The sequence below is a fragment of the Actinoplanes sp. NPDC021490 genome, assembly GCF_055562135.1.
Genome location: NZ_JBVHFW010000002.1, coordinates 127,992 through 151,263 on the forward strand (window position 1 = coordinate 127,992; position 23,272 = coordinate 151,263).

Below are 23,272 nucleotides of genomic sequence, written 5' to 3' on the forward strand. Positions count from 1 at the left end.
GCGCATGTGGCGTTGTTGGGCACCATCGGTCGACGTGAAGCGCACACTAGCGTTTTATTCGGGCACGAATCGCTAGCGCGGCCAGGCCGAGCAGCAGAGGTCCGCTGAGTTTGAGAATTATCTTGAAGACCTCGCCTGCGAAAGTGAGCTTGGCATCTGGTCCGTTTATGAAAGCCGTTGCCGTCGCCAGGGTATACAAAAAACTTGCCGAAGGCGAGTGTGCAGCCTGGCCAGTAAAGCCGTATGCCAAAAACAGCAGCCAGAAGATCCCCAACGAGACACCGAGTGCCGCGTAAGCACGCCACGCTCGCAGGCCATATCCGGAGACCAGCCAATAGGCGGTAAGAAGAAAACGCTCAACTCCTCGAGTGGAACGCTTTCGCATCTCCATCTCACCATAATAGAAATCGGCGGCACCGGGCTCATCCTTGTTGTCCTCTCGGCCTTTGCGTAAGGCCCGATAGACACCGGCGAGCCCCACGGCCACAGTCTCGAGGTCATCTCCTTGCGAGAGCTGCTTTATCTCCTTGTACCAACCGCGATGATCTGGTCCTCGCCATCGCGAATTCTTGGTAAATCGCCATTGGCACTCTTGCGCAATTATTCGCCGACGCGTCTGGCCGCGGCCGCCAACGGTCAAGAACGTTGTACCAGCGTCCAGCCGGAGCCGATCCAGGTTCGTAGTCTCCTCGAAGTAGCAAAAAGACAGATCAACCTCAGCTACCGAAACATTGTTATTGAGATTACAACCCCTTAAGTAGCGCAACCGCGCAGGCGACGCGGGTTCGACACGCTCGGACCCCGCGTTGTACAGCTCCGCCCACATGGCGAGGGTAGCTGCCCTGCGGATTGTCGAGGGTGCTGTGAAGTCGACGGACCAGAGGCTGATATCGGCGTTGTACACCTCAATGGCAGCCGAACCCTGAAACACAACCGTGGAAATCTCGACGGCCGCCGGGGCGCCTAGCCGTCCGTGAATACTAAGCCGGGCCCGCTGCGTGAATACAACATTACGCAGCCGGATTCCGACACAGAACATAGGACCGATATCAACCGAAGCAAAGGTGCATCGACTGAAGTCAGGCGTGCTCCATGCGACCGCATCGGCGAAGCTGGTCGAAGCTCCAATGAACTTCGCCCCTTCGAAGCGGACGGCATGCAGCATCTGTTCCGCTTTCGTTCGCGGGCTGGATGATGTAGACACGCGTCGCGCCGGCTCGTCTGGATCGCTTGTCACCGGCTGCAGGATTGACTGCACGATTGCAGTCTGTCCGTAGAAAGCGCATTGGTTGAAGATTGCGGCGCCGCGGAAAGTTGTCATCCCGAAGTCAACAGGCCCGTTAAAGGTAACGCCACTAAAATCAGCGTCGGCTTCAAATATTGCGCCTTCGAAGTCGCACAGGTCTTCGAAAACGATCGCTTGCTGGTCGCTTCGAGGGTACGACCTCCCAAACCGGACGCTGGAGCTGAAAGTTGCGTTTCGAAAGTCAGCTCCAACCAGTCGAGGTTGACCCTCGTCCGTGTGCGGAACGTGCTCTGTCAACTCATCCAGTAGATCTTGATCGAATGTCATGCCTCGACCGAAGTCGAGCGGCTTACCCTCTCGTAGCCTTTGCAGCACAAGGTCGCGATCAGAATCTGTCGCATGACGATAGCATCGAGGTTCGGCCGACAGGCTCGAGATTGATATTCCAGAGCAACTTTCACAGGTCGCCGCGGCGGCCACATCGCACCCCTTCTCTTTAAGCGCTACGCGGCGTCTGCAAGACCCCATACCAAGGACTGAATGAGTTCGGCGTCCAGTTACCATGGGGCGGAGCCGGAAGATGTGTAGGTGGAGGGGGCGGAGGCGAAGCCATCATCCGCAGGTCATACCGCCAGTACAGATCTCGCTGGATGTCGCTCCCCTTTCTACTGTCCAGCTTGTTCTCGTAGAAAAGCGCGAGCAGGTCCCGGTAATACCTGGACAGGTCAAGGGTGACAACCATGAATCCTTCCGCCAGATCAGTCCGCGTTCTGCCGGCAAAGCTCCAATGATGTTCATTACGTGGCAGCATGCTTCCCCGGAGTGCCGTCCAGGCGAGGGCGCTGGCCAGGTCACCCATGACTGCTGGACCACGCTCCGTGATCCGTCTCGCAGCGTCGCGAACCTGCGTAAAATTGTCGACTCCTGCGGCCTCCCCATTGTGCAATGAGGCTCGAATCTTTTGAATCCGACTTTCCACGCCAGCTATGAGAATCTGATAGTCGTCGTACTCGCCAGCCATCGTCACCCTCTGTTCGATCGATGGAATTTCACATTAGACGAACTTGTTGCAGGAAGTCAATCATCCTGGTGTTGAAGCGATGAACCGATAAGCGCTCTCTCTCGACCACATTCCAGATTCGACAGGATGACCCATATTCGACGCCGACAAAATGTTTCTTCCGCTTACTCATGATTCGTACTTTTCCAAGGGAGTTGCTTACGCGGTGAAGGCCTGAAGGCGCTCTCGACGAGAGAGCTGGGCGCATCGCGACTTGCGCGGACGACGAAGCTTGGGGCAGAGGGCGACGCCTGAACGGGTCCGGTGCTGGGATGGTCGAGCGCGGGACCTGAGCGGTCAGCTTGTGGACAGCTGGATGGAACGGTAGGCGCGCAGCACGAAGGTCGGCCGGTTGACCGGCTCGGCCGTCAACGTCAGAGGCAACGGCAGCAGGGCCTCGAGGGCGGCCCTCAGTTCGATGCGGGCGAGGGGCGCGCCCAGGCAGAAGTGCAGCCCGGCGCCGAAACCGAGGTGCGGGTTGGGGTTCCGGGCGACGTCGAAGGCGTCCGGGTCGGCGAACACCGCCGGGTCGCGGTTGGCCGCTCCGAGCAGCGCGGCGATCGCGGCGCCGGCCGGGATGCGTACGCCCGCTATGTCGACGTCGGCGGCGGCCGTTCGGACGAACATGTGCAGTGGGGGGTCGTACCGGATCATCTCCTCGGCCGCCGTGGGGAGCAGGGACGGGTCGGCTCGCAGGCGCGCGAGCTGGTCGGGGTGGCGTAGCAGGGCGACCATGCCGCCGCCCAGGGCGTTGACCGAGGCCTCGTGGCCGGCGTTGAGGAGCAGGATGGCTGACGCCACGAGTTCGTCGGGGGTCAGCTCGCGGACGGCGACCAGGTGGCTGATCAGATCGTCGCGCGGGTCGGCGGCGCGTCGGGCGGCCAAGGAGCGCAGGTAAGCGGCGAACTCGCGGCAGGCGTCGAGGGCGGCCGCCTCGGTTTCGGGCGTGCGGGAGACCTCGTACATGCGCACGATCGCGGCCGACCAGGGACGCAGCTTGGCCCGGTCGGCCGCCGGCACGCCGAGCAGCTCGGCGATGACCGTGACGGCCAGCGGCTCGGCCACGTCGGCCAGCAGATCGAAACGCGGGCCGGCCGCGGTCACCAGCCGGGTCGCCTCGGCGGCGATCGGGTCGCGGAGGCGCTGGACGTGACCGCGGGCGAACGCCTTGGCGACCAGGGACCGCAGCCGGGTGTGTACGGGCGGCTCGTTCTCCATCATCTGGTTGCGGTGCAGCAGGTTGAACGGCTCGTAGACGTCGGCGGGCTCGCGGTCATGCCAGAACCGGCCGAGCCGGCGGTCCCGCAGGACCGCGTCGGCGGCGGCGTGGCTTGCGGCGAGGAACTGGCCGGTCGGCTCGTGCCAGGTGACCGCACCCCGGCGCCTCAGGGCGGCCAGGCCGGGGTACGGGTCCTGAAGGAACGCGGGGTCCGTGAAGTCGAGCGCCACGCTTGGCACGGTAGCGGCCGGGGTCAGCCCTTGCCGGCCAGGAGGGAGTCGAAGACGGCGCCGCGGTCGAAGGTCATGGCCTTTTCCAGGGCGCGGGCGGCCATCTTCTGCTTGTCGGCCTCGGTCATGTCGAGGACGGCGTGGTCCAGGGCCTCGGCCAGGCCGTTGATGTCGCCGGGCTCGACGATGACGGCGGTGTCGCCCACGGCCTCGCCGGTGCCGCCGGTGATCGTGGTGATGACGGGGCCGCCGCCGGCCAGCATCTTCTCGGCCAGGGCGATCCCGAAGGTTTCCACGAAGTCGGGTTCGGGCTTGGTGGGCAGGGCGTAGGCGGCGCAGCCGCGCATCAGCAACGGCTTCTCCTCGTCGTCGACGTCGGTCAGGAAGACGATGCGGTCGTCCTCCTTGGCCATCGCCTGGACGTGTTCCAGCGCCGGACCGGTGCCCGCGACGACCAGCTTCACCTTCTCGCGGGCGCGCATCTGGCCGTACGCGATGATCAGGTCGTAGATGCCCTTGGCCCGGGCCACCCGGGACAGGAACAGCACGTAGCCGCCGGGAGACAGACCCCGCCGGGCCAGGGCGGCCTCGACGGCCGAGGGGTCCAGGTCCAGGTAGGCCGAGGCGTCGATCGGCGGGTAGCTGACCGTCACCCTTTCCCGGCACTGCTCGGCGAACGACGTGCCGCAGGCCGCGTCGACCTCGACGGCCGAGGCGATGATCTCGTCCTTGGTGTATTCGGAGACCGCCACGACCTCGTCGTTGGCCAGGAACGTGGTGAACAGGACGGTCGCGGCGCCGAAGCGGCCCTCGCGCAGGCACTGGCGGATGACGTTGGTGACGTCCGAGCCAACCGCCTTGGCGATGGTGTGCACGTCGGGTTGGAGGCCGGCCGCCCGGGCCGAGTTCACCGCGTCGACCACGACCGTGGTGTGCGGCACCGTGTACATCGACAGGCAGACCGTGGGGATCGGCTCGGCCAGCAACTCGACCAGGCGCCCGGTGAGGCCGGCCAGATGCCGGCCGTCGGGCACGCGGTAGTCGCCGACCGCCTCGGGCCGTTCGATGGTGATGCCCTCGCTGTACGGCAGCAGCCGGTCGAGCGGCTTGAGCGGCAGACCGGCCGCCTGCAGCACCGGGATGGGCCAGGTGAGCAGGCGTACATCCGTGAAGCCCCGGGTGAGCGCGACCTCGGCGAGGTTGCGGGCCTCGCCGGAATGGCCGCAGATCACCGGGTCGGCGCGGACCACGATGACGAGACGACGGTCGGGCTGTTTCACCGTGCACCCTCCGGGACGGACGGATCGGAGAGGGAAGGCGGGCGGATCCCGTTCCCCCAGCTCGACGGCTCCGGACCCAGCCGCAGGTGCAACCGGCCGCCGCGATGCACCTCGGCGGCGCTCAGGTGGGTGGCGTGCAGGGGTTTGCCGTTCAGGGTGGCGCTCTGGACGAACAGGGCCGGCGGCTCGCGGTCGAGGCCGTCGACGCCGATCGGGGTCTCGCGGTGACCGCTGGTCTCGATCACGAACTCGCCCTCGGGCACCTGGATCGCCGCGCGTTCGAAGGCGGGCGCGTTGACCAGGAACAGCTGCTGGCCGGCCACCGGGAACAGGCCGAGCGACGCCCACACGTACCAGGAGGACAGCCCGCCCGAGTCGTCGTTGCCGGGCAGCCCGCCCGGGCCGGTGCCGAACTGCCAGGTCAGGGCGGAATGCACAACCTGGGCCGTACGGTCGGGGCGGCCCGCGTAGTGGTAGGCCCAGGGCGCTTCCATGTCGGGCTCGTTGTTGAGTCCTTCGAACCGCTTGAGGGCGTAGCCGGCCTGCATCTCGGCCGTGGGCGGGCGCTGCCCGGGTTGTTTGACCGGCTCGGCGCCGTAGCCGAAGAACCGGTCGAGTTTGCCGAGGAACGCGTTGTCGCCGCCGGCCAGCTCGATGCGGGCGCGCATGTCGTGCAGCAGCCGGAACGAGTAGTTCCACTTGCCGCCCTCGTAGAACTCGGAGTCGCGCAGCAGCCCGGTGACCGGGTCGAACGCGTTGACCCAGCCGCGGCTGCGGTCCTCCAGGTCGGCCGCGAGACGGTGGTCGCCGAGCGCGCGGGCCACCCGGGCGGTGCAGTGATACCCGTACGCGAGGTCGAGGGTGTGGGTGATCGGGTGCACCACGCCGTGCTCGTAGAAGTCCTCGCCGTACATGCGGCGCAGGTCGTCGACCATGTGCACGAGCGCCCACGACCAGTCGATGGGGGCGCGCCCGAGCGCGTGGGCGTCGGCCAGGGCGGTGTGGGCCAGGGCGCTGGCCTGGCGGAAGAACCGGTCGGCGCCGCGGGCCATGCGATAGCCGATCGGGAAGTTGCCCTCCTCCTCGCACACCCGGATCAGCGATTCGAGCAGGTCGGCGGCCCGGTCGGGGGCGATCGCGGCCAGCAGCGGGACCTGCGTCTTGTAGATGTCCCACATCGTGCAGACGTCGAAGGCGTACGGGCCGGAGTTGGGCCAGAACGGGCTCTCGTCGTCGGCGAAGCACGGCTTGATCAGCGCGTGGTAGAGAGCAGTGCCGAGCACCGTACGCCGGGCTTGAGTGCCCCCGTCGACCTGGACCTTGTCGAAGTGCTCGCCCCATTTGGCCCGCGTTTTCGCCCGTACGGCGGTAAAAGCCGGACCCTCCCCGCCGCACTCGCGCCGCAGGTTCTCCCGGGCCTGGTCGCATCCGCGCAGCGAGAAGCCCATCCGCACCTCGACCGTCTGACCGGCGCGGGCCGAACCGCGGAACAGCATGCCGAACGGGCGCAGGTTGGTGTGCCGGATGCTGTCGAAGTCGAGCCGGGTGCCGCCGTCGATGAGCCGCCGGTCGTACCAGAGCATCTGCCGCCAGCCGGGGCTGTCCACCTCGACGTAGACCGACAGCGGCACGCCCTCCATGACCACCGTGCCCTGGGCCCGGCCGTGGCCCATGCTCTCGATCTGCGCGCGCAGCGGCACCGTGCGGCCGAGCTCGGTGGCCAGGCCGCCGCAGGACAGGTCGAGCACCACGCGGGCGCTGCTCGCGGCCGGGAACGTGTAGCGGTGCACGGCCACCTTGTCGCCGACCGTGATCTCGCTGCGGATGCCGGTGGCCAGCGTGGCCGCGTAGTAGCCGGCCTCGGCCGTCTCGTCGTGCAGGGCCCAGGACTGGCCGAGGTCGTCCAGCGGCTGCACCATCGGGGTGACGCGCACGTAGTTGTAGTACTTGCGGATCGCGCCGGTGCCGGACTGCTGGAAGTGGGTGAAGCCGGACGCCTGGATCCGCTCGAACATCCTCTCGGGGACGCCCTCGGTGTTCTTCGTGTAGAGCCCGTAGCCGGTCGGGTACGCGCCCGAATAGGCGCACGCGGAGACCATGCCGAAGGGCGCCGTGGCGCCCGGGTGGGTGTTGCCCACCTGCGGTTTCGGGAACCACCACGTGGCGGCGAGACCGCGGGCGGGTGGCAGGTCGGTGGCCGCGGTGCCGATGAAGGGGTCAACGTTGTCGAGGATGGCGGGAATCTATCCAGAGGAGTGCGGCCGGAGGTTTCGCCGAAGTGAACTCCCCGGGTCGGAACCGGACACGCGGAGATCCACACTGTCGGACATCCGGCCCTTTCCGCACCGCGGATACCCGATCGGGCAGCGTCGCGATGTCGCACCCGGATGCGAAAATCCACGGCGTGGAGCGGACCTACGGCCTCGGCATCGACCTCGGCACGACCCAGACGGCGGCGGCCGTGCGCGACGACGCGCCGGCCGGGGTGGTCCGCCTCGGCGGGCGCCGGGCCGAGATCCCGTCGCTGGTCTTCGTCAAACAGGACGGCGGGCTGCTGTTCGGCGAGGCGGCCGAACGGCGGGGCCTGGCCGAACCGTCCCGCCTGGCCCGCGAGTTCAAGCGCCGCCTCGGCGACCCGGTGCCGATCCTGGTCGGCGGCGCCCCGTTCTCGGCCCACGCGCTCACCGGCAAACTCCTGCGCCACGTGCTCGACGAGGTAATCCGCCTGCGCGGCGCCGCCCCGTCGGCGATCACGCTGACCCATCCGGCGAACTGGGGACCCTACAAGCGTGAGCAGTTCGCCCAGGCCGTGCGGCTGGCCGGCGCGGAGGACGTTGCCTTCCGCACCGAGCCCGAGGCGGCCGCGCTGCAGCACGCGACCGCGCGGCGGATCGCGCCGGGCGAGACCGTGATGGTGTACGACCTGGGCGGCGGCACGTTCGACGTGGCGCTGCTGCGGCGCGACGGCGACGGGTTCACGCTGCTGGGCGAGCCCGAGGGCATCGAGCAGCTGGGCGGGGCCGACTTCGACGAGGCCGTGTTCTCTCACGTCGTGGCCGCGCTGGGCGACGCGGCGCTGGAGCTCGACGCGGACGACCCCGAGGTGGTGGCCGCGCTGTCCCGGCTGCGGCGCGACTGCGTGGAGGCCAAGGAGGCGCTCTCCTTCGACACCGAGGCGATGATCCCGGTGGCGCTGCCGGGGCTGCACAGCCGGGTGCGGCTCAACCGGTCCGAACTGGAGTCGATGATCTCGCCGGCGCTGGCCGACACGCTCGACGCCACCCGGCGGGCCATGCGGTCGGCCGGGCTCGACGCGACGGAGGTCAGCGCGATCCTGCTGGCGGGCGGGTCGTCGCGGATCCCGGTGGTGGCGCAGTTGCTGGGCGAGGAGTTCGGGCGGCCGGTCGTCGCCGACCCGCATCCGGAGCACAGCGTCGCGCTGGGCGCGGCGATCGCCACCGGCGAAACCGTCCCGGCGTCCACCCCCACCCAGCCGATGCCGGCGCAGCGGTTCGCACCGCCGCAGCAACGATCGGGGGCCGGGGTCCCGGTGGCGTTCCAGCGGGGCGCGGCCCCGGTTCCGGATCCGGCGGCCGCCCGGGAGCCGCTCACACCTACGGCGCAGTTCCCGTCCGAGCCGCCCACGCCCACGTCGGCATTCCCGTCCGAGCCGCTCACGCCGACGACGCCCTTCGCGAGAGACACCGCGCCGACAGCCGCGCCGAGGCCCGCGCCGACCACCCAGTTCGCCGCCGACCCGGCGCCGCCGTTCACCGGCACGACGCCCTTCGCGGCGGAGCGGCCGACGCCGCCCGTGTTCGACGGCCGCCAGGCGTACGGGAAGGAAAAGACCCGGCGCCTCGCGCTCGCGGCCGGGCTCTCGGTCGTGCTGGTCGTCGGCGCGGTCGTGGCCGTGGTGGCCTACAACAATCGTGGCCAGGGTGAGACGGCCGCCCAGCCCAGCACCCCGGTCACATCGGCGACCCCGCCGCCGCCCTATCCGACCGACGCCTCGATTCTCGTCCGGGTCGACACGGGCGCCGGCGACAGCGCGGGCCGGGTGTCGAAGGTGGTCTCGTTCAAGCCGGGCATCGGCACGGAGCGCACCGAGTTCGCCGGGACCGTTCCGGGTGACGTGCTGCCGCGCTGGTCGCACGACCGGGAACTGATCGCGCTGACCCACACCAACGCCGACAACACCAACGACATCGTGATCATGAACAAGACCGGCACCAGCCGGCACACGCTGGTCGAGGACGTCGCCAACAGCCGCGCCACCTGGTCGGGGGACGACTCGAAAGTCGCGTACATGAAGAAGGTCGACGGTTTCAACCAGATCTTCCGGATCGGGATCGACGACGGCGAGCCCGAGCAGCTGACGTTCTCGAAGGAAGCCAAGGACGACCCGTTCTACACGGTCGACAGCAAGGCGATCGTCTACTGGGTGTTCCGCGCCGGCGAGAAGCTGATCTACGTGCTCAACGCGAAGACGCTCGAGGAGCCGGGCCGCCGCATCACCAACCCCGCGGACGGTCCGGCGGTCGACCCGGCGCTGGCCCCCGACGACAGCTACATCCTGTTCACCAAGGAGAGCGCCGACGGCAACTCGGACATCTGGATCGTCGACAAGCTGACCAAGAAGCCGCCGCGCCGGCTGACCAGCGATCCGGCCCGCGAGATGGATCCGACATGGTCACCCGACGGCAAGTGGTTCGCCTTCACCCGCGGCGACTACGAGCGGCCGCAGATCGTGATCATGAAGCCGGACGGGACGGGCGAGACCGTGCTGACCGCGGCGGGCGACCGCGAGGGTCATCCCTGCTGGTTCTGACCGGCGACAATGCCTTCGCACGTACGGGTCACCGCGCGGGCCGCCGTGCGCAGGTCGCGATTGGACAGCGGGTGTTCGGCCAGGCGTTGCCAGCGGGCCTGAGCGGCCCGGGCGGCCTCGCCGACATCGCCGTCGCCGGGCAGGCCGAGCCGGGCCCGCGCGCCGCCGCCGGACCCGCCGAGGAGCCGATCCATCTCGGCCCGGCGGTCGTCGGCCAGCGCGAGCCGGCCCGAACGCAGCTGATGCAGCAGGCGCAGCTCGACGAACTCGTGCGCGCCGGCCCGGATCTCCTCGGCGCCGGCGGCCAGCGGTGAGCCCGGCGGCAGCCATGCGTCGGCCGCCGCCAGGGCGCTGCGGGCCTTGAGCACGTCGGCCCGGCCTTCGAGGTGGACGGCTAGCACCTCGCGCAGCCGGGTGATGCCGCTGTGCTCAGTCAGGGCCGCGGCCAGACCGGCGGCGTCGGTGACCGCGCTCTCGCGCAGCAGGCGGGTGCTCAGGCGTACGCCGAACAGCCCGACGCGGGTGAGCACCCGCCGGCGGTCCTCGCCGCTCGCGGCGAACCGGTCGGCGGTCAGCAGCAGCTCGACGATGTCGTCCATGGGCAGCGCGGCCACCTGGGCCAGCACCCGGAACTCGTCCTCGCGCAGGGTCGCCCCGGCCGCACCGAGCAGCCCGGCGACCGGGACGACAACCGGGCAGAGCCGCCGCAGCCGCTCGTCGGTGGCGTACCGGCCGGCCACCCGCCCGGCGGCGGTCATCGCGTCGAGGCGGCACCCGCCGATCTCGTCGGCCCGGCTGAGCACGCCGACCGCGTTGACCGGGGTGCCGCCCTCGCCGCCGTGGAAGGCCTCCAGGAAGCGGACGTCGCCGCCGTGCAGGTGCCGGAGCAGGTAGATCACCGCGTCGGCCTGGCCCTCGTCGTTGACGAAGGTGTGGGTGCGGGCGGACACGCCGGACGACAGCGACTCGATGCCGGGGGTGTCGATCAGGGTGTGGCGGCGCAGGCGTGCGCTCGGGACCCGCACCTCCAGCCGTTCCACCTGCTCGGCCGGGCGGCCCAGGTCGATGCGGACCGCCCTGTCGCGACGCGCGAACGGTCTCGGCTCGGCGGTGCCGTCGCGCAGGTGCGACGTGACCGCGTAGGCCGGGCCGTCGGCGTACCAGGTGACGATGCGGGTGCACTCCCCCGCGTCGGTCGGGGCCAGTTCCTCGCCGATCAGCGCGTTGAGCAGGGTGGACTTGCCGGCCTTGAGCTTGCCGGCGATCGCCACCCGCAGCGGCTCGTCGAGGCGCCGCCGGGCCCGGGCCAGCCGGGGGTCGCCGGTGGCCGTCACCGCCTGGTCGAGCAGGGCCCGGGTGCGCGCGATCAGGGTCACGAGGCCAGCCTGTCGAGGCGGCGGCGCTCGTCGTGCAGGGCGGCGGCGCGTGTGCGGCGCTGGTCGTCGCCGAGGGCGGCCACCTCGCGGACGGCGGCCTCGGCGGCCTGGGCCGAGCGGTGCAGCTCGCGGGCGCGGGTTGCGAACTCGTCGCGCAGCAGGCGCTGGGTGCGGCGTACCGCCTCGCGGCTGTCCCGGCCTACGTGGAAGCCGACCTCGTCGACGTAGCGGCGCAGTTCCTGCCCGGCCTGCGCGCGCCGCTGCTGCACCTGACGTTCCTTTTCGGCCTTGACCAGGCGGCGCCCCAGCGTGACCCCGGCCAGCAGGCCGAGCGGGGCGGCCCAGGCCACGCTGAACAGCGCGCCGACCGCGCCGAGCAGATAGAAGCCGCCGTACGCGACCCGGGCCGCGGTGAAGGCGCCGAGGAAGTGCGCCATGCCGGACTTCTGGAAGCTCAGCTCGATCTGCCGGGCCTTGTCCGCGCTCGTCGGCAGCGCGGGCAGGGTGGCGCTGAGCTCGTGCGCCTCCAGGCCGAAGCGCCCGGCGACCTCGGTGGCCAGCTGCTCGGCCCGGGTGACCAGCAGCATCAGGTTGTCGGCGGCGGCCCGGGAGGCCTCGCGCGCGGCCCACGCCTGGAAGTCGGGCCAGGTGTCGCGCGGGTCGGAGCCGGTCAGCTGCTCCTCGCCCAGCCGGATCATCAGGCGCAGGCGTTCGCGCAGGTCGTGGTCGACGTCGGCCGCCAGGTCCTGGATGCCGTCCTGCAGCACGACCTGCCAGCTGCCGTTCTGCAGGGCGGCGCTGCGGCGCGAGCGCTCGGCGTAGCCGTCGGTCACCCGCGGGTCGAGGGCGGCCGCGGCTCCGGCGTCGAGCCGCTGACGGAGCTGGGCGGCGACGAAGGCGAGCTCGGCCCGGGCGGCCTCGATGCGGTCGTCGAGGGCCGTGCCGATGACTTCCGTCCGCAGGAGGCCGACCAGCCGCGGGAAACCCGACTCGGCGTTGAGGGCGGTGTCGTCGCGGGCCTGGGCGCGCATCCGCAGGAACGACGAGACCGGCACGACCGGCACCTCGAGCCCGGAGCGGCGCAGGTGGGCCTCGTTGAGCTCGGCGATGCGCCGCCACTCGACGTGCAGGTCGGTCTTGGTCAGCACCAGGTACGTCCGGGGGCAGCGCTCGACCGTACGGCGGAGGAAGTCGACCTCGGGCGCGGTGAGCTCCTGGGCGGCGTCGGTGACGAACAGGGCCGCACCCGCCGTCGTCAGCGTGGCCAGCGTGAGGTTGCCCTGCGCCGAGTCGAGACCGCCGACGCCCGGGGTGTCGACGACCGCCAGGCCCGCGCCGAGCAGCCGCCGGTCGATCCTGATCTCGACCGCCCGGGCGCCGGGGCCGCCGCCGGTGATGTGCCCGGGAACGTCGGCGAAGTCGATCGGGGTCTCGCCGTTGTCGTCGAGCAGGGCCGCCGAGGGCGGGCGCCCGAAGCGCAGGATCGTCGGCAGCGCGGTGACGACGTCGGCGTCGACCGGGCACAGGTCGGTGCGCAGCAGGGCGTTGACCAGCGTGCTCTTGCCCTGCTTGAACTCGCCGGCCACGGCCACGGCGATGTCGCCGCCGGACCCGAGCCCCCCGGCCGCCCGCGCGAGCCGCTCGGCCAGGTCGTCCCGGCCCGCGGCGGCGGCGATCCGGCCGGCCTCGGCCAGCCGGGCGAGCATCTCGGCTGCCGTCGTGCTCAACCGTTCCCCCTCCGCGCTCGCAACGCCCGACCATAGCGCCCCACGCCCGCCGACCGGCCGACGGATTTCCGACACTCCCGTCCCCGTCTCAGGTGTGCGATGTTGTGCGCGCTTCGCACGCGCCGCTCCGGGACGGCACCTCCCTCCACCGGCGCGTGCGAAGCCTTCCGGGCCTAGTTACTGAGCGGTAGGCTGCGGTGGTGACGCACGAGGTCTTCAACCAGGCGCCCCCGCTGGCCGGTCACGACGTCGCCGGCGATGCTGCCCTGCTCGCGGCGGTGACCCGCGAGGGCGCGCCGTGGGCCGTCGACGACCTGCACCGGCTGGGCAAGCTCGCGGGCACGGCCGAGCCGCAGCGCTGGGCCGACGAGGCCAACCGGCACGAGCCGCGACTGATCACCCACGACCGCTACGGGCACCGCGTCGACGAGGTCGACTTCCACCCCTCGTGGCACCGCCTGATGGAGGTCGCGGTGGGCGAGGGCCTGGCCGGGAGCCCGTGGGCGGACAGCCGGCCCGGCGCGCACGTGGCCCGGGCGGCCGGGCTGTACGTGTGGTCGCAGGTCGAGGCCGGCCACTCCTGCCCGATCTCGATGACCTACGCCGTGATCCCGGCGCTGCGCCACGCGCCGGAGCTGTCGGCGCTCTACGAGCCGCTGCTGGCCTCCCGCTCGTACGACCCGGGCCTGCGCACCCCGTCGGCCAAGACCGGCCTGCTCGCCGGCATGGGCATGACCGAGAAGCAGGGCGGCTCCGACGTGCGCGCCAACACGACCGCGGCCACCCCGGCGGGCGACGGCACGTACCGGCTGCGCGGCCACAAGTGGTTCACCAGCGCGCCCATGTGCGACCTGTTCCTGGTGCTCGCGCAGGCCCCGGCCGGCCTGTCCTGCTTCCTGGTGCCGCGTGTGCTGCCCGATGGCACCCGTAACACCTTCCGCATTCAGCGCCTCAAGGACAAGCTGGGCAACCGCAGCAACGCCAGCAGCGAGCCCGAGTTCGACGACACGGTGGCCTGGCTGGTCGGCGGCGAGGGCCGGGGCGTGCCGACGATCATCGAGATGGTCGCGATGACCCGGCTCGACTGCGTGACCGGCTCGGCCTCGGGCATGCACGCGGCGCTGACCCAGGCGATCCACCACACCCGGCACCGGCACGCGTTCGGTGGCCCGCTGATCGACAAGCCGGTCATGCGCAATGTGCTGGCCGACCTGGCCCTGGAATCGGAGGCCGCGACCGCGCTGGCCATGCGGCTGGCGGGGGCGGTCGACCGCGACGAGCAGGCCTTCAAGCGGCTGGCCATCGCGGCCGGCAAGTTCTGGGTGTGCAAGCGGCAGCCGGCCGTGGTCGGCGAGGCGCTGGAGTGCCTGGGCGGCAACGGGTACGTCGAGGAGTCCGGGCTGCCGCGGCTCTATCGGGACGCGCCGCTCAACTCGATCTGGGAAGGGTCGGGCAACGTCCAGGCCCTCGACGTGCTGCGGACGATGCAGCGCTCGCCCGAGAGCGTCGACGCGTTCCGGGCCGAAGTGTCCGCGGCGGCGGGCGCGGACCGGCGGCTCGACGCGGCGGTCACCGCCTTCGAGCGCGACCGGCCGGGCGAAGCCGGCGCCCGACGGCTCGTCGAACGCATGGGCCTGCTGCTCCAGGCGTCCCTGCTGGTCCGGTTCGCCCCGCCCGCGGTCGCCGACGCCTTCTGCGCCAGCCGGCTCGGCGGCGACTGGGGACACACCTTCGGCACGCTGGGCCCGCAGGCCGACACCGCGGCGATCGTGGACCGGGCCGCACCGGCGTAGCAACCAGCGAATCGTCAAGCCGCTGCCGATCCGGCCGATCCGGAAGTCGATGAGGTTCTGGTGGAGCTGGATGGTGGCGGGCACTCTGGTGTCCTCCGGCTACCTGCTGCTGCCCGACGGCGACGTCGCCTCCGTGGCGACCTACAACGGCCTCGGCCTGGTCTCGATTGTGATGATCATGGTGGGCATCCGGCGGCACCGCCCGGCGGCCCGGCGCGGCTGGTGGCTCTTCGCGGCCGGCACGATCAGCACCGTCGTCGCCGACATCGTCTACGAGGTGACCGGGCTCGTCCTGGGCCGGCATCCGTTCCCGTACTGGGACGACCTGATCTACTTCGCCGCGTATCCGATGCTCTTCGCCGGTCTGCTGCTGATCTCGCGGGGCGAGGGCCCGCGGGAACGCTCCGGGATCATCGACGCGGCGGTCATCGCGGCCGGCGTCGGGCTCGTCTACTGGGTCCTCGTCATCGAGCCGGCGCTCGCCGACGCGGGCACCCCGCCGCTGGAGCGCCTGGTCACGGTCGGCTACCCGACGTTCGACGTGCTCATGTGCGCGGTCGTGACCCGGCTGCTGAGCCGCCCGGGCGCGCGGGCCCCGAGCCTGTGGCTGCTGGCCGCCGGCTGTGCGGTCAACTTCACCTGCGACGTGGTCTGGAGCCTCACCGAGGCGTTCTCCAGCTATTCGGGCGGGCTGATCAACGCGGGCTTCATGGTCATGTACGTGCTCTGGGCGGGCGCCGCGCTGCACCCGTCGATGCGCGACATCGGGCGGCGGACCGGCCGGACCCGCTTCGGCCGCGGCCGGCTCGTGCTGCTGGGCGGCGTCACGATGACGGTGCCGGCCGTGCTCTTCCTGCAGGGCGCCCGGGGCCAGACCATCAACTGGGCCGCGATCGGCGCCGGCGCGGTCGTGCTGTTCCTGCTGGTGATCGCCCGCCTCGGCGGGTTCGTCGGCCGGACCCAGCGGCAGGCGGCCCGGCTCGAGGAACTCGCCATGCGCGACGACCTGACCGGGCTGGCCAACCGCCGCCGGTTCGAGCTGCGGCTGCGCACCGCCGCGGCCACCGGCTCGCCCCAGGTGTGCCTGCTCGACCTCAACGGCTTCAAGCAGGTCAACGACCGGCTCGGGCACGCCGTCGGCGACCACCTGCTGATCGCCGTGGCCGCCCGCCTCGGCGCCGAACTGCACGGCGAGGGCCTGCTGGCCCGCATGGGCGGCGACGAGTTCGCCGTGCTGCTCTCCGACGCCAACGCCGAGCAGGGCGATGCCGTCGCCCAGCGGCTGAGCGGCGCACTGCGCCGGTCGTTCGAGGTCGACGGGCACGAGTTGCTGATCGGCGCCGCGATCGGCATCGCCGGGGACGGCGACCCGGCCGGCCTCCTGCGCCGCGCCGACGTGGCCATGTACGCGGCCAAGACCACCGAGACCCGCTTCCGCCGGTACGCCGTCGAACTCGACGACCGGGCCGGCGAGGAGGCCCGGCTCGGCGCCGAGATGCGGGCCGCCCTCGACAGCGGCCAGTTCCACCTCGTCTACCAGCCCATTGTGTCGCTGCCCGGCGGCGAACCGCGCTACGTCGAGTCGCTGATCCGCTGGACCCATCCGGCCCGCGGCTTCGTCAGCCCGGCCGAGTTCATCCCGGTCGCGGAGCGCAACGGGCTCATCGTCGAGCTCGGCGAGTGGATCCTGCGGACGGCCTGCGAGCAGTTCATGGCCTGGCGCGCCGCCGTCGGCGCCCCCGAGCGGATCAGCGTGAACGTGTCGGCCCGGCAGCTCGCCGAACCTGGCTTCGCCGAGGTCGTCGCCGAGGTGCTGGCCTCCTGCGGGATGGCTGCCGGGCGCCTGATCGTCGAGGTCACCGAGACCGCGGTGTCCGGCGGGGGCGTCGCGGTGCGCGCGGTCGAGGACCTGCACCGGCTGGGCGTGCGGATCGCGCTGGACGACTTCGGCACCGGGCATTCCTCGCTGACCCTGCTGCAGACCGTCCCGGTCGACGTGCTCAAGGTCGACAAGTCGTTCGTCGACAACATCACCGAGGCCGGCCGGCACGCGGTCATCGCCACGGCGCTGATCCAGGTCAGCGACGGTCTCGGGCTGACCGCCGTGGCCGAGGGCGTGGAGACGGCCGAGCAGGCGGCGGCGCTGTTCGAGCTCGGCTACCGGTACGCGCAGGGCTACCACTTCGGGCGACCCGTCGAACAGCCCGCCTCCCACGGCGCCGAGGTCGCCGCCCAGTAGGGTGCCCGGGTGGCGCTCAGCTCCGATTTCCGCCGGCTCTGGTCGGCGTACGCGGTCAGTGAACTCGGCACGGGAATCGGGTTCGGCGCGTTGCCGCTGGTGGCCGTGCTCGTGCTGGACGTGCCCGAGTTTCAGGTGTCGCTGCTGGCCGCGCTGGGCGGGCTCGCCGCGGCCGTGCTCGCGCTGCCGCTGGGACCGTGGATCGAGCATCGCCGCAAACGGCCCGTGATGATCGGGGCCGACCTCGTCCGCTTCCTGATCATGGTGAGCGTGCCGGTGGCGATGCTGGCCGGGGTGCTTTCGTACGCGCAGCTCTGCGTGGTCGCGGTCGTCCAGTCGGCCGGCACGATCGCGTTCGCCGCGGCCAGTGGGTCGCACCTCAAGGCGCTCGTCGGGCCGGACGACCGGGACACGGCCAACGGGCGCTTCGAGGCGACGTTCTGGACCGCGTACAGCGCCGGCCCGGCCCTCGGCGGCGCGCTGACCTCGTGGTTCGGGGTCGCGTGGACCATCACGGCCGACGCGGTGAGCTTCCTGCTCTCGGCCCTCGGTGTGCGTTCTCTCCGGACTCCCGAGCCGGCACCGCCCGTACGGGCGAAAGCTCCTCGGCTCGTCGAGATCACTGCCGGGTGGCGCTACATCGCCGGTCACCGCGGGCTGCGAACTCTGTTCATCAACTCTCAGCTGTTCGGCGGCTCCATGATGGCCGGCTCCCCGCTGCTCACCGTCCTGATGCTGCGCGACCTGGGCTTCGAGCCGTGGCAGTACGGCCTCGCCTGGGGCATTCCCTGCCTGGGCGGCATCGCCGGCGCGCTGCTGGTGCGCCCGCTGACCACCCGTTACGGCCGCCGCAAGGTGCTGCTCGTCTCGGGCGTGGGCCGCGCGCTGTGGCTGTGGACGCTCGCGTTCATGCCCCCGGGCCTGCCCGGCCTGATCCTGATCACCACGGTCGAATTCCTGGCGCTGTTCGGCTCCGGCGTCTTCAACCCGGCCTTCGCCACCTACCGCATGACCGAGACCGCCGACGGCTTCCTGTCCCGCGTGATCGCCTGCTGGCAGATCACCTCGCGCACGGTCCAGCCGGTCTGCATCGCGCTGGGTGGCCTGCTGGCCGCGGTGACCAGCCTCCGGACCGCCCTGCTGGTGTGCGGCCTCGGCGTCCTGGCCAGCTCGGCCCTGCTCCCCTGGCGCACCCGGCAGACCGCGGTAGTGCCCGGATAGCGACCGTGGGTGGTTCCGGCCCGGCCGCCCGGTTCCTAGCGTCGAAGCCATGATTGAAGTTCACGACCTTGTCAAACGCTACGGCTCGACCACCGCGGTCAACGGCCTGTCGTTCACGGTCGAACCCGGCCGCGTGACCGGCTTCCTCGGCCCCAACGGCGCCGGCAAATCCACCACCATGCGAATGATCATCGGACTCGACCGGCCGACCGCCGGGGCGGCGCTGATCAACGGCAAGCGCTACCGCGAGCACCGGGCGCCCCTGTGCGTGGCCGGCGCGCTGCTCGAGGCCCGCTCGATCCACCGGGGACGCACCGCCCGGACGCACCTGCTCGGCCTGGCCCGCACCCACGGCATCCCGGACGGGCGGGTCGGCGAGGTGCTCGAACAGGCCGGGATCGCCCCGGTGGCGCGGCGGCGGGCCGGGACGTTCTCGCTCGGCATGGGCCAGCGGCTCGGCATCGCGGCCGCCCTGCTCGGCGACCCCGAGGTGGTGATCCTCGACGAGCCGGTCAACGGCCTCGACCCGGACGGGGTGCTGTGGGTGCGCACGCTCATCCGTGAGCTCGCGGCCGACGGGCGTACGGTGCTGGTCTCCAGTCACCTGATGAGCGAGATGGCGGTGACCGCCGACCACCTCGTGATCATCGGCGACGGCCGCCTGCTCGCCGACACCACGGTGGACGGTCTGATCGGCCGGGTCGCTCCGGCCTCGGTCACCGTACGCACCCCCGACGCCGTACGGCTGAGGTCGGCGCTGCGGTCCCGGGGCGCCACTGTGTCCTCCCCGGACGCCGACCGGCTGTCGGTCTCCGGCCTCGGGGCGCCCGACATCGGCGCGCTGGCCGCCGCCGAGGGTGTCGTGCTGCACGAGCTGACCCCGCGGCGGGCCACGCTGGAGCAGGCGTACATGGAGCTGACCCGATGATCCGCGGAGTCACCTTCGCCCGGGTCGTCCGCTCCGAGTGGACGAAATTCGTGGCCCTGCGCTCCACGTGGACACTGCTCGCGCTGATCGCCGCGACCACTGTCGGCCTGTCGGCCACCATCGCGGCCAACGACACCGCGCCGTCGTCCTCGGCGCCCTTCCTCGGCGTCGACGTGGTGTCCCTGCTTCTCGGCGTGGTCGGCATCGTCATGATCACCGGCGAGTACGGCTCGGGGCTCGTGCGGGCGACGTTCGCCGCCGTGCCGGCCCGGCTGGCCGTGCTGGCGGCCAAGGCCGTCGTGCTGACCGTGGCAGCGCTGCCCTTCATGGCCGCGGTCGTGTTGCTCTCCGCGGCCGTGTTCCGGCGGGTGGCCGGGCCGCTGCCGGGGATGGGCGACCACCTCGTGGGCGCGTTCGTGGCACCGGTGCTGCTGGCGCTGCTCGGGCTCGGGCTGGGCGCGCTGATCCGGCACACGGCCGCCGCGATCACGACGTTCGTGCTGGCCATCATGGTGTTCCCGGCGTTGCTGGGTGCGGCGCTGCCCGACGATCTGGGTGACCGGCTGGTCAAGTACACGCCGGTGGCTGCCGCGCAGGCGCTCTACACGGACACGGCCCGTGACCCGGCGGGCATGCTGTCGCCGGGTCCGGCGGCTGCGGCGCTGGCGGTGTGGGTGGTGGTCGCGCTGGCCGTGGGAGCGGCCGTCGTGGCGCGCCGCGATCCGTGATCCCCTCATTGCGGGCCTGACCCCGGCCCGGGAGAGTACACCGCGACAGCACCGAGAAGGGCGGCCAACCATGCGAATCCGTCTGCACCCGGCCGACATCCTCGCAACGGCCCTGACCCTGGCCGCCTGCCTGGTGATCCAGACCGGTCGCACGGGCGCCACCTCCCCCGGCACGTCGTGGCTCGACTGGACGGCCGTGGTCGTGCCCTGCCTCCCGCTGCTGTGGCGAACCAGGTGGCCGGTCGCGGTCTTCTGGCTGGCCATCGTTCTCATCGGCCTGGGCGGCGCGCTCGGGGCCCGCACGCCGGCGATCTTCCTGGTCCCGCTGGTCGCGCTCTATGCGGTGGCCCGTCATCGACCGGCCCGGCCCACCTGGGCGGCGGTCGCCTTCACGCTGCTGGCCGGGCTGCTCGCCCAGCCCGGCGACGCGGCCGGCTGGGCGGGCTTCGGCGCCGTGGCGGTCATGACGGTCGCGATCGCCGCGATCGGCATCAGCCAGCACACCCGCCAGGCGTATCTGACCGCTCTCGAGGACCACGCCCGTCGCCTCGAGGTCGAGCGGGACCAGCGGGCCCGCCTGGCCGTGGCCGACGAGCGGGCCCGCATCGCCCGCGAGATGCACGACGTCGTGGCCCATCACCTGACCGTCATGGTGGCGCTCTCCGAGGGCGCTGCGGCGGCCCCGCAGCAGGCCCCGCCCGTGATGACGCAGGTCGCCGCCACGGGACGGCAGGCTCTCACCGAGATGCGGCGCCTGGTCGGCCTGCTGCGCGAGGGCGACCAGCCGGGGCGGGAGCCTCAGCCCCGGCTCGACGAGCTCGGCGAGCTGATCGAGCAGGTGCGCCGGGCCGGGCTCGAGGTGACGCTGACCCGTGAGGGCACCCGGCGGGACTGGGGGCCGGGCGCCGAGCTCGCGATCTTCCGCATCGTGCAGGAGGCCCTGACCAACACGCTCAAACACGCCGGGCCGGGCGCCGGTGTGCGGGTGCGGCTCGCGTACGGGCCGGACGGGGCGACCATCGACGTGGTGGACGACGGCGGTGGCCGGGCGGCGCGCGAACCTGGACCGGCCGCCCGGCACGGGCTGATCGGGATGGCCGAGCGGGCGGTCGCGTACGGGGGCCGGGTCGAGGCCGGGCCGCGCGAGGGCACCGGGTGGCGGGTGCACGCGCGGCTGGCGTTGCGGGAAGCGCCGGTGGACGCATGACGATCTCGGTGCTTCTGGCCGACGACCAGCCGTTGCTGTCGCTCGGGTTCCGGCTGGTGCTCGAGGCCCAGCCCGGCATCACGGTCGTCGGTGAGGCCCCGGACGGCGCAAAGGCGGTGGCGATGACCCGGGCGCTGAAACCGGACGTGGTGCTGATGGACATCCGGATGCCGGTGATGGACGGCATCGAGGCCACTCGCGCGATCGTGGCGTCCGGCTGCGCGTCCCGGAGCCTGGTGCTGACCACGTTCGACCTGGACGAGTACGTGTACGCCGCCCTGCGCGCCGGGGCCAGCGGCTTCCTGCTCAAGGACGTGCCGCCGGCCGACCTGCTGTCCGCGATCCGCGCAGTGGCCGGCGGTCACGCCGTGGTGGCGCCGGCCGTGACGCGACGCCTGCTGGAGAGGTTCGCGCCGATGCTGCCCACAGCCGGCGGGCCGGCGCCGCTCGAGCAGCTGACCACCCGGGAGCGGGAGGTGCTCGGCCTGGTCGCCCGCGGGCTCACCAACACCGAGATCGCGGCCGAACTGGTGCTGAGCGAGGCCACGGTCAAGGCCCACGTCGGGCGGCTGCTGGCCAAGCTCCAGCTGCGCGACCGGGTGCAGATCGTCATCTTCGCCTACGAGAACGGTTTCCGGAGCCCGTGAACCTCCTCACCGGGGGCCGAGCAGCTCCCGGACGCTGGCCAGCAGCTCGTCGGTGGTGATCGGCGCGACGTTCCCGCCCGTACGGGCGTCCTGCATCGCCTTGGACAGCTGCACCCGGCGCAGGATCTCCTTGATGTCGGCTCCGGTCAGGCCGTGGCTGGCCGTGGCCAGCGCCGCGATGTCGAGGTCGTCGGCGAACATCTGGAAACCGGGCGCCTCGTGCGCGGCGATCAGGCCGCGGATCATCTTGCGGAAGATCTCGGCCCGCGACGCGTCGTCCGGCTTGGGCACGCTGATCTTGACGTCGAAGCGGCCGGACCGGATCAGCGAGTCGTCGACCCGGTGCGGGAAGTTCGTCGTGGCCACCACGATCACGTTCGGGTTGGCCTCGATCAGGTCATTCATCTCCTGCTTGAAGATGCCGGCCACCGCGTTGATGGCCTGGCTGGCCGCGTCCCCGCCGGACCCGGCGTAGCTGATGATCGAGTCGAACTCGTCGAACAGCATGAGGGTCGGCACGCGGTAGCGCCGGGCGTCCCGGAAGATCTGCTTGATGTTGCGCTCGGAGCCGCCGAGCCACTTGTCGAGGATCTCCGGCGTCCGGATCTCGCGGAAGTCGGCGCCGATCTCGTTGGCCAGCGCGCGCGACAGCATCGTCTTGCCGGTGCCGGGCGGGCCGTACATGAGCAGGCCCTGCGGACGGCGGGCGCCCCAGCGGGCCATCGCCTCGGGGTGGCGGAACGACACGGCGATCTGCCGCAGCTCGGACACCACGTCGGCCAGCCCGCCGACCATGTCCAGCGTGACCTCCTGGGTGGTCACGGGCACCGCCGACAGCGTCTCGCGGCTCACCACGTACCGCCGCCCGGTCAGCGAATCGGGGCCGGTCAGCTCGATCACCGCCTGCAGCGTGAGCCCGACGAAAGCCTGCAGGTGGGCCGGCGTCACGTCGTCGCGCGGCACCTCGGCGTGCAGCCGCACGACCGTGCCGGTCTCGTCGTAGGAGATCTGCGCCTGCAGCCCCACCACCGCGTCGGCCAGCGTCCCCGGTTCCCGTTCGGCCACCGGCGGGGCCGGGCGATCAAGACCGAGTTTCTTGTACGCCGCCGCGGCCGCCGCGCCCACCCCGTCGACGATCCGGGTGGCGATCGGGTCGCCCGCCTCGATGCGCTTGGCCAGCAGCAGCCCGACCGGGTCGTTGCCGAGCACCAGCTTGCGGATGCGTTCCTTGCTCAGCGGCTCCTCGGCCGTGCTGATCGCCGCCGCGAACGTGTGCACCGGGCCGCCCGGGCGGTCGGCGCTGCTCACGGTCAGGTCGACGCGTTGCACGGGGGCGGGCCAGACGGACCGGCGAAGCAGCTCGACCGGGTTGACCCGGGCCGCGGCGAGCATGGTCGCCGCGTCGACGAGCTCGACGGTCGCGCCCGCGTATTCGAAGGTCTCGCCTCGTGGACGCGTGTCGGACATTGCTACCTCCCGGAGGGTGTCGGCCTACCAAGAGTGACACGGGTCCACAGCAGTTGCCGTTCGGTGCGACCCT

Annotated in this window: 15 protein-coding genes; 8 read left to right on the plus strand and 7 right to left on the minus strand. The window is 71.4% G+C overall.

Annotated elements, in window-relative coordinates; all coding sequences use genetic code 11:
* Positions 1-46: 46 nt before the first annotated feature.
* The 4 genes from ACZ3I4_RS05125 to ACZ3I4_RS05140 all read right to left on the minus strand — a co-directional run bounded on the left by ACZ3I4_RS05125 (position 47) and on the right by ACZ3I4_RS05140 (position 7,278).
* Positions 47-1,573 (minus strand): pentapeptide repeat-containing protein, encoded by a 1,527-nt coding sequence (locus tag ACZ3I4_RS05125; RefSeq protein ID WP_465380572.1) that lies wholly within the window; start codon positions 1,571-1,573, stop codon positions 47-49.
* A gap of 1,030 nt (positions 1,574-2,603) precedes the next feature.
* Positions 2,604-3,755, minus strand: a complete 1,152-nt coding sequence (locus ACZ3I4_RS05130; RefSeq protein WP_465380573.1) for a cytochrome P450 — start codon at positions 3,753-3,755, stop codon at positions 2,604-2,606.
* Positions 3,756-3,778: 23 nt separating this feature from the next.
* Positions 3,779-5,035: a glycosyltransferase gene (locus tag ACZ3I4_RS05135; protein ID WP_465380574.1), complete on the minus strand. Its 1,257-nt coding sequence runs from the start codon at positions 5,033-5,035 to the stop codon at positions 3,779-3,781.
* Positions 5,032-7,278 (minus strand): GH92 family glycosyl hydrolase, encoded by a 2,247-nt coding sequence (locus tag ACZ3I4_RS05140; RefSeq protein WP_465381154.1) that lies wholly within the window; start codon positions 7,276-7,278, stop codon positions 5,032-5,034. The genes ACZ3I4_RS05135 and ACZ3I4_RS05140 overlap by 4 nt, the downstream gene beginning before the upstream one ends.
* A 161-nt stretch (positions 7,279-7,439) precedes the next feature.
* Here ACZ3I4_RS05140 and ACZ3I4_RS05145 point away from each other — a divergent pair, with 161 nt between their 5' ends.
* Positions 7,440-9,866, plus strand: coding sequence for an Hsp70 family protein (locus ACZ3I4_RS05145; protein ID WP_465380575.1), 2,427 nt, complete (start codon positions 7,440-7,442; stop codon positions 9,864-9,866).
* On the opposite strand, the gene ACZ3I4_RS05150 is transcribed toward ACZ3I4_RS05145, so the two are convergent.
* Together ACZ3I4_RS05150 and ACZ3I4_RS05155 are read right to left on the minus strand one after the other, a co-directional pair.
* Positions 9,848-11,242: a dynamin family protein gene (locus tag ACZ3I4_RS05150; RefSeq protein ID WP_465380576.1), complete on the minus strand. Its 1,395-nt coding sequence runs from the start codon at positions 11,240-11,242 to the stop codon at positions 9,848-9,850. The genes ACZ3I4_RS05145 and ACZ3I4_RS05150 overlap by 19 nt on opposite strands.
* Positions 11,239-12,969, minus strand: a complete 1,731-nt coding sequence (locus ACZ3I4_RS05155; protein WP_465380577.1) for a dynamin family protein — start codon at positions 12,967-12,969, stop codon at positions 11,239-11,241. The genes ACZ3I4_RS05150 and ACZ3I4_RS05155 overlap by 4 nt, the downstream gene beginning before the upstream one ends.
* A gap of 197 nt (positions 12,970-13,166) precedes the next feature.
* Between ACZ3I4_RS05155 and ACZ3I4_RS05160 the strand changes: the two genes are divergently transcribed.
* The 7 genes from ACZ3I4_RS05160 (at position 13,167) to ACZ3I4_RS05190 (ending at position 21,732) form a co-directional block, all read left to right on the plus strand.
* Positions 13,167-14,762 (plus strand): acyl-CoA dehydrogenase family protein, encoded by a 1,596-nt coding sequence (locus tag ACZ3I4_RS05160; RefSeq protein ID WP_465380578.1) that lies wholly within the window; start codon positions 13,167-13,169, stop codon positions 14,760-14,762.
* A gap of 49 nt (positions 14,763-14,811) precedes the next feature.
* A complete protein-coding gene (locus tag ACZ3I4_RS05165) occupies positions 14,812-17,001 on the plus strand; it encodes a putative bifunctional diguanylate cyclase/phosphodiesterase (protein WP_465380579.1) in 2,190 nt (729 codons plus the stop codon).
* A 9-nt stretch (positions 17,002-17,010) separates the two neighbouring features.
* On the plus strand, positions 17,011-18,222 hold the full coding sequence (locus ACZ3I4_RS05170; protein WP_465380580.1) for an MFS transporter: 1,212 nt from the start codon (positions 17,011-17,013) through the stop codon (positions 18,220-18,222).
* Positions 18,223-18,271: 49 nt separating this feature from the next.
* Positions 18,272-19,150 carry an ABC transporter ATP-binding protein gene (locus ACZ3I4_RS05175; RefSeq protein WP_465380581.1) on the plus strand — a complete coding sequence of 293 codons (879 nt, stop codon included), beginning with the start codon at positions 18,272-18,274 and terminating at the stop codon, positions 19,148-19,150.
* A complete protein-coding gene (locus ACZ3I4_RS05180; protein WP_465380582.1) occupies positions 19,147-19,878 on the plus strand; it encodes a hypothetical protein in 732 nt (243 codons plus the stop codon). Before ACZ3I4_RS05175 ends, ACZ3I4_RS05180 begins: the two co-directional genes overlap by 4 nt.
* Positions 19,879-19,948: 70 nt before the next feature.
* Positions 19,949-21,085: a sensor histidine kinase gene (locus ACZ3I4_RS05185; RefSeq protein WP_465380583.1), complete on the plus strand. Its 1,137-nt coding sequence runs from the start codon at positions 19,949-19,951 to the stop codon at positions 21,083-21,085.
* A complete protein-coding gene (locus ACZ3I4_RS05190; protein ID WP_465380584.1) occupies positions 21,082-21,732 on the plus strand; it encodes a response regulator in 651 nt (216 codons plus the stop codon). The genes ACZ3I4_RS05185 and ACZ3I4_RS05190 overlap by 4 nt, the downstream gene beginning before the upstream one ends.
* Before the next feature lie 6 nt (positions 21,733-21,738).
* Here the strand turns inward: ACZ3I4_RS05190 and ACZ3I4_RS05195 are convergent, their stop codons facing one another.
* On the minus strand, positions 21,739-23,199 hold the full coding sequence (locus ACZ3I4_RS05195; RefSeq protein WP_465380585.1) for an ATP-binding protein: 1,461 nt from the start codon (positions 23,197-23,199) through the stop codon (positions 21,739-21,741).
* Positions 23,200-23,272 lie beyond the last annotated feature (73 nt).

Bases quoted from the DNA above. Each gene is read 5' to 3' on its own strand.
- ACZ3I4_RS05125 (WP_465380572.1), bottom strand. From the start codon at position 1,573: ATGACATTCGATCAAGATCTACTGGATGAGTTGACAGAGCACGTTCCG.
- ACZ3I4_RS05165 (WP_465380579.1), top strand. From the start codon at position 14,812: ATGAGGTTCTGGTGGAGCTGGATGGTGGCGGGCACTCTGGTGTCCTCC.
- ACZ3I4_RS05175 (WP_465380581.1), top strand. From the start codon at position 18,272: ATGATTGAAGTTCACGACCTTGTCAAACGCTACGGCTCGACCACCGCG.
- ACZ3I4_RS05180 (WP_465380582.1), top strand. From the start codon at position 19,147: ATGATCCGCGGAGTCACCTTCGCCCGGGTCGTCCGCTCCGAGTGGACG.
- ACZ3I4_RS05185 (WP_465380583.1), top strand. From the start codon at position 19,949: ATGCGAATCCGTCTGCACCCGGCCGACATCCTCGCAACGGCCCTGACC.
- ACZ3I4_RS05190 (WP_465380584.1), top strand. From the start codon at position 21,082: ATGACGATCTCGGTGCTTCTGGCCGACGACCAGCCGTTGCTGTCGCTC.
- ACZ3I4_RS05195 (WP_465380585.1), bottom strand. From the start codon at position 23,199: ATGTCCGACACGCGTCCACGAGGCGAGACCTTCGAATACGCGGGCGCG.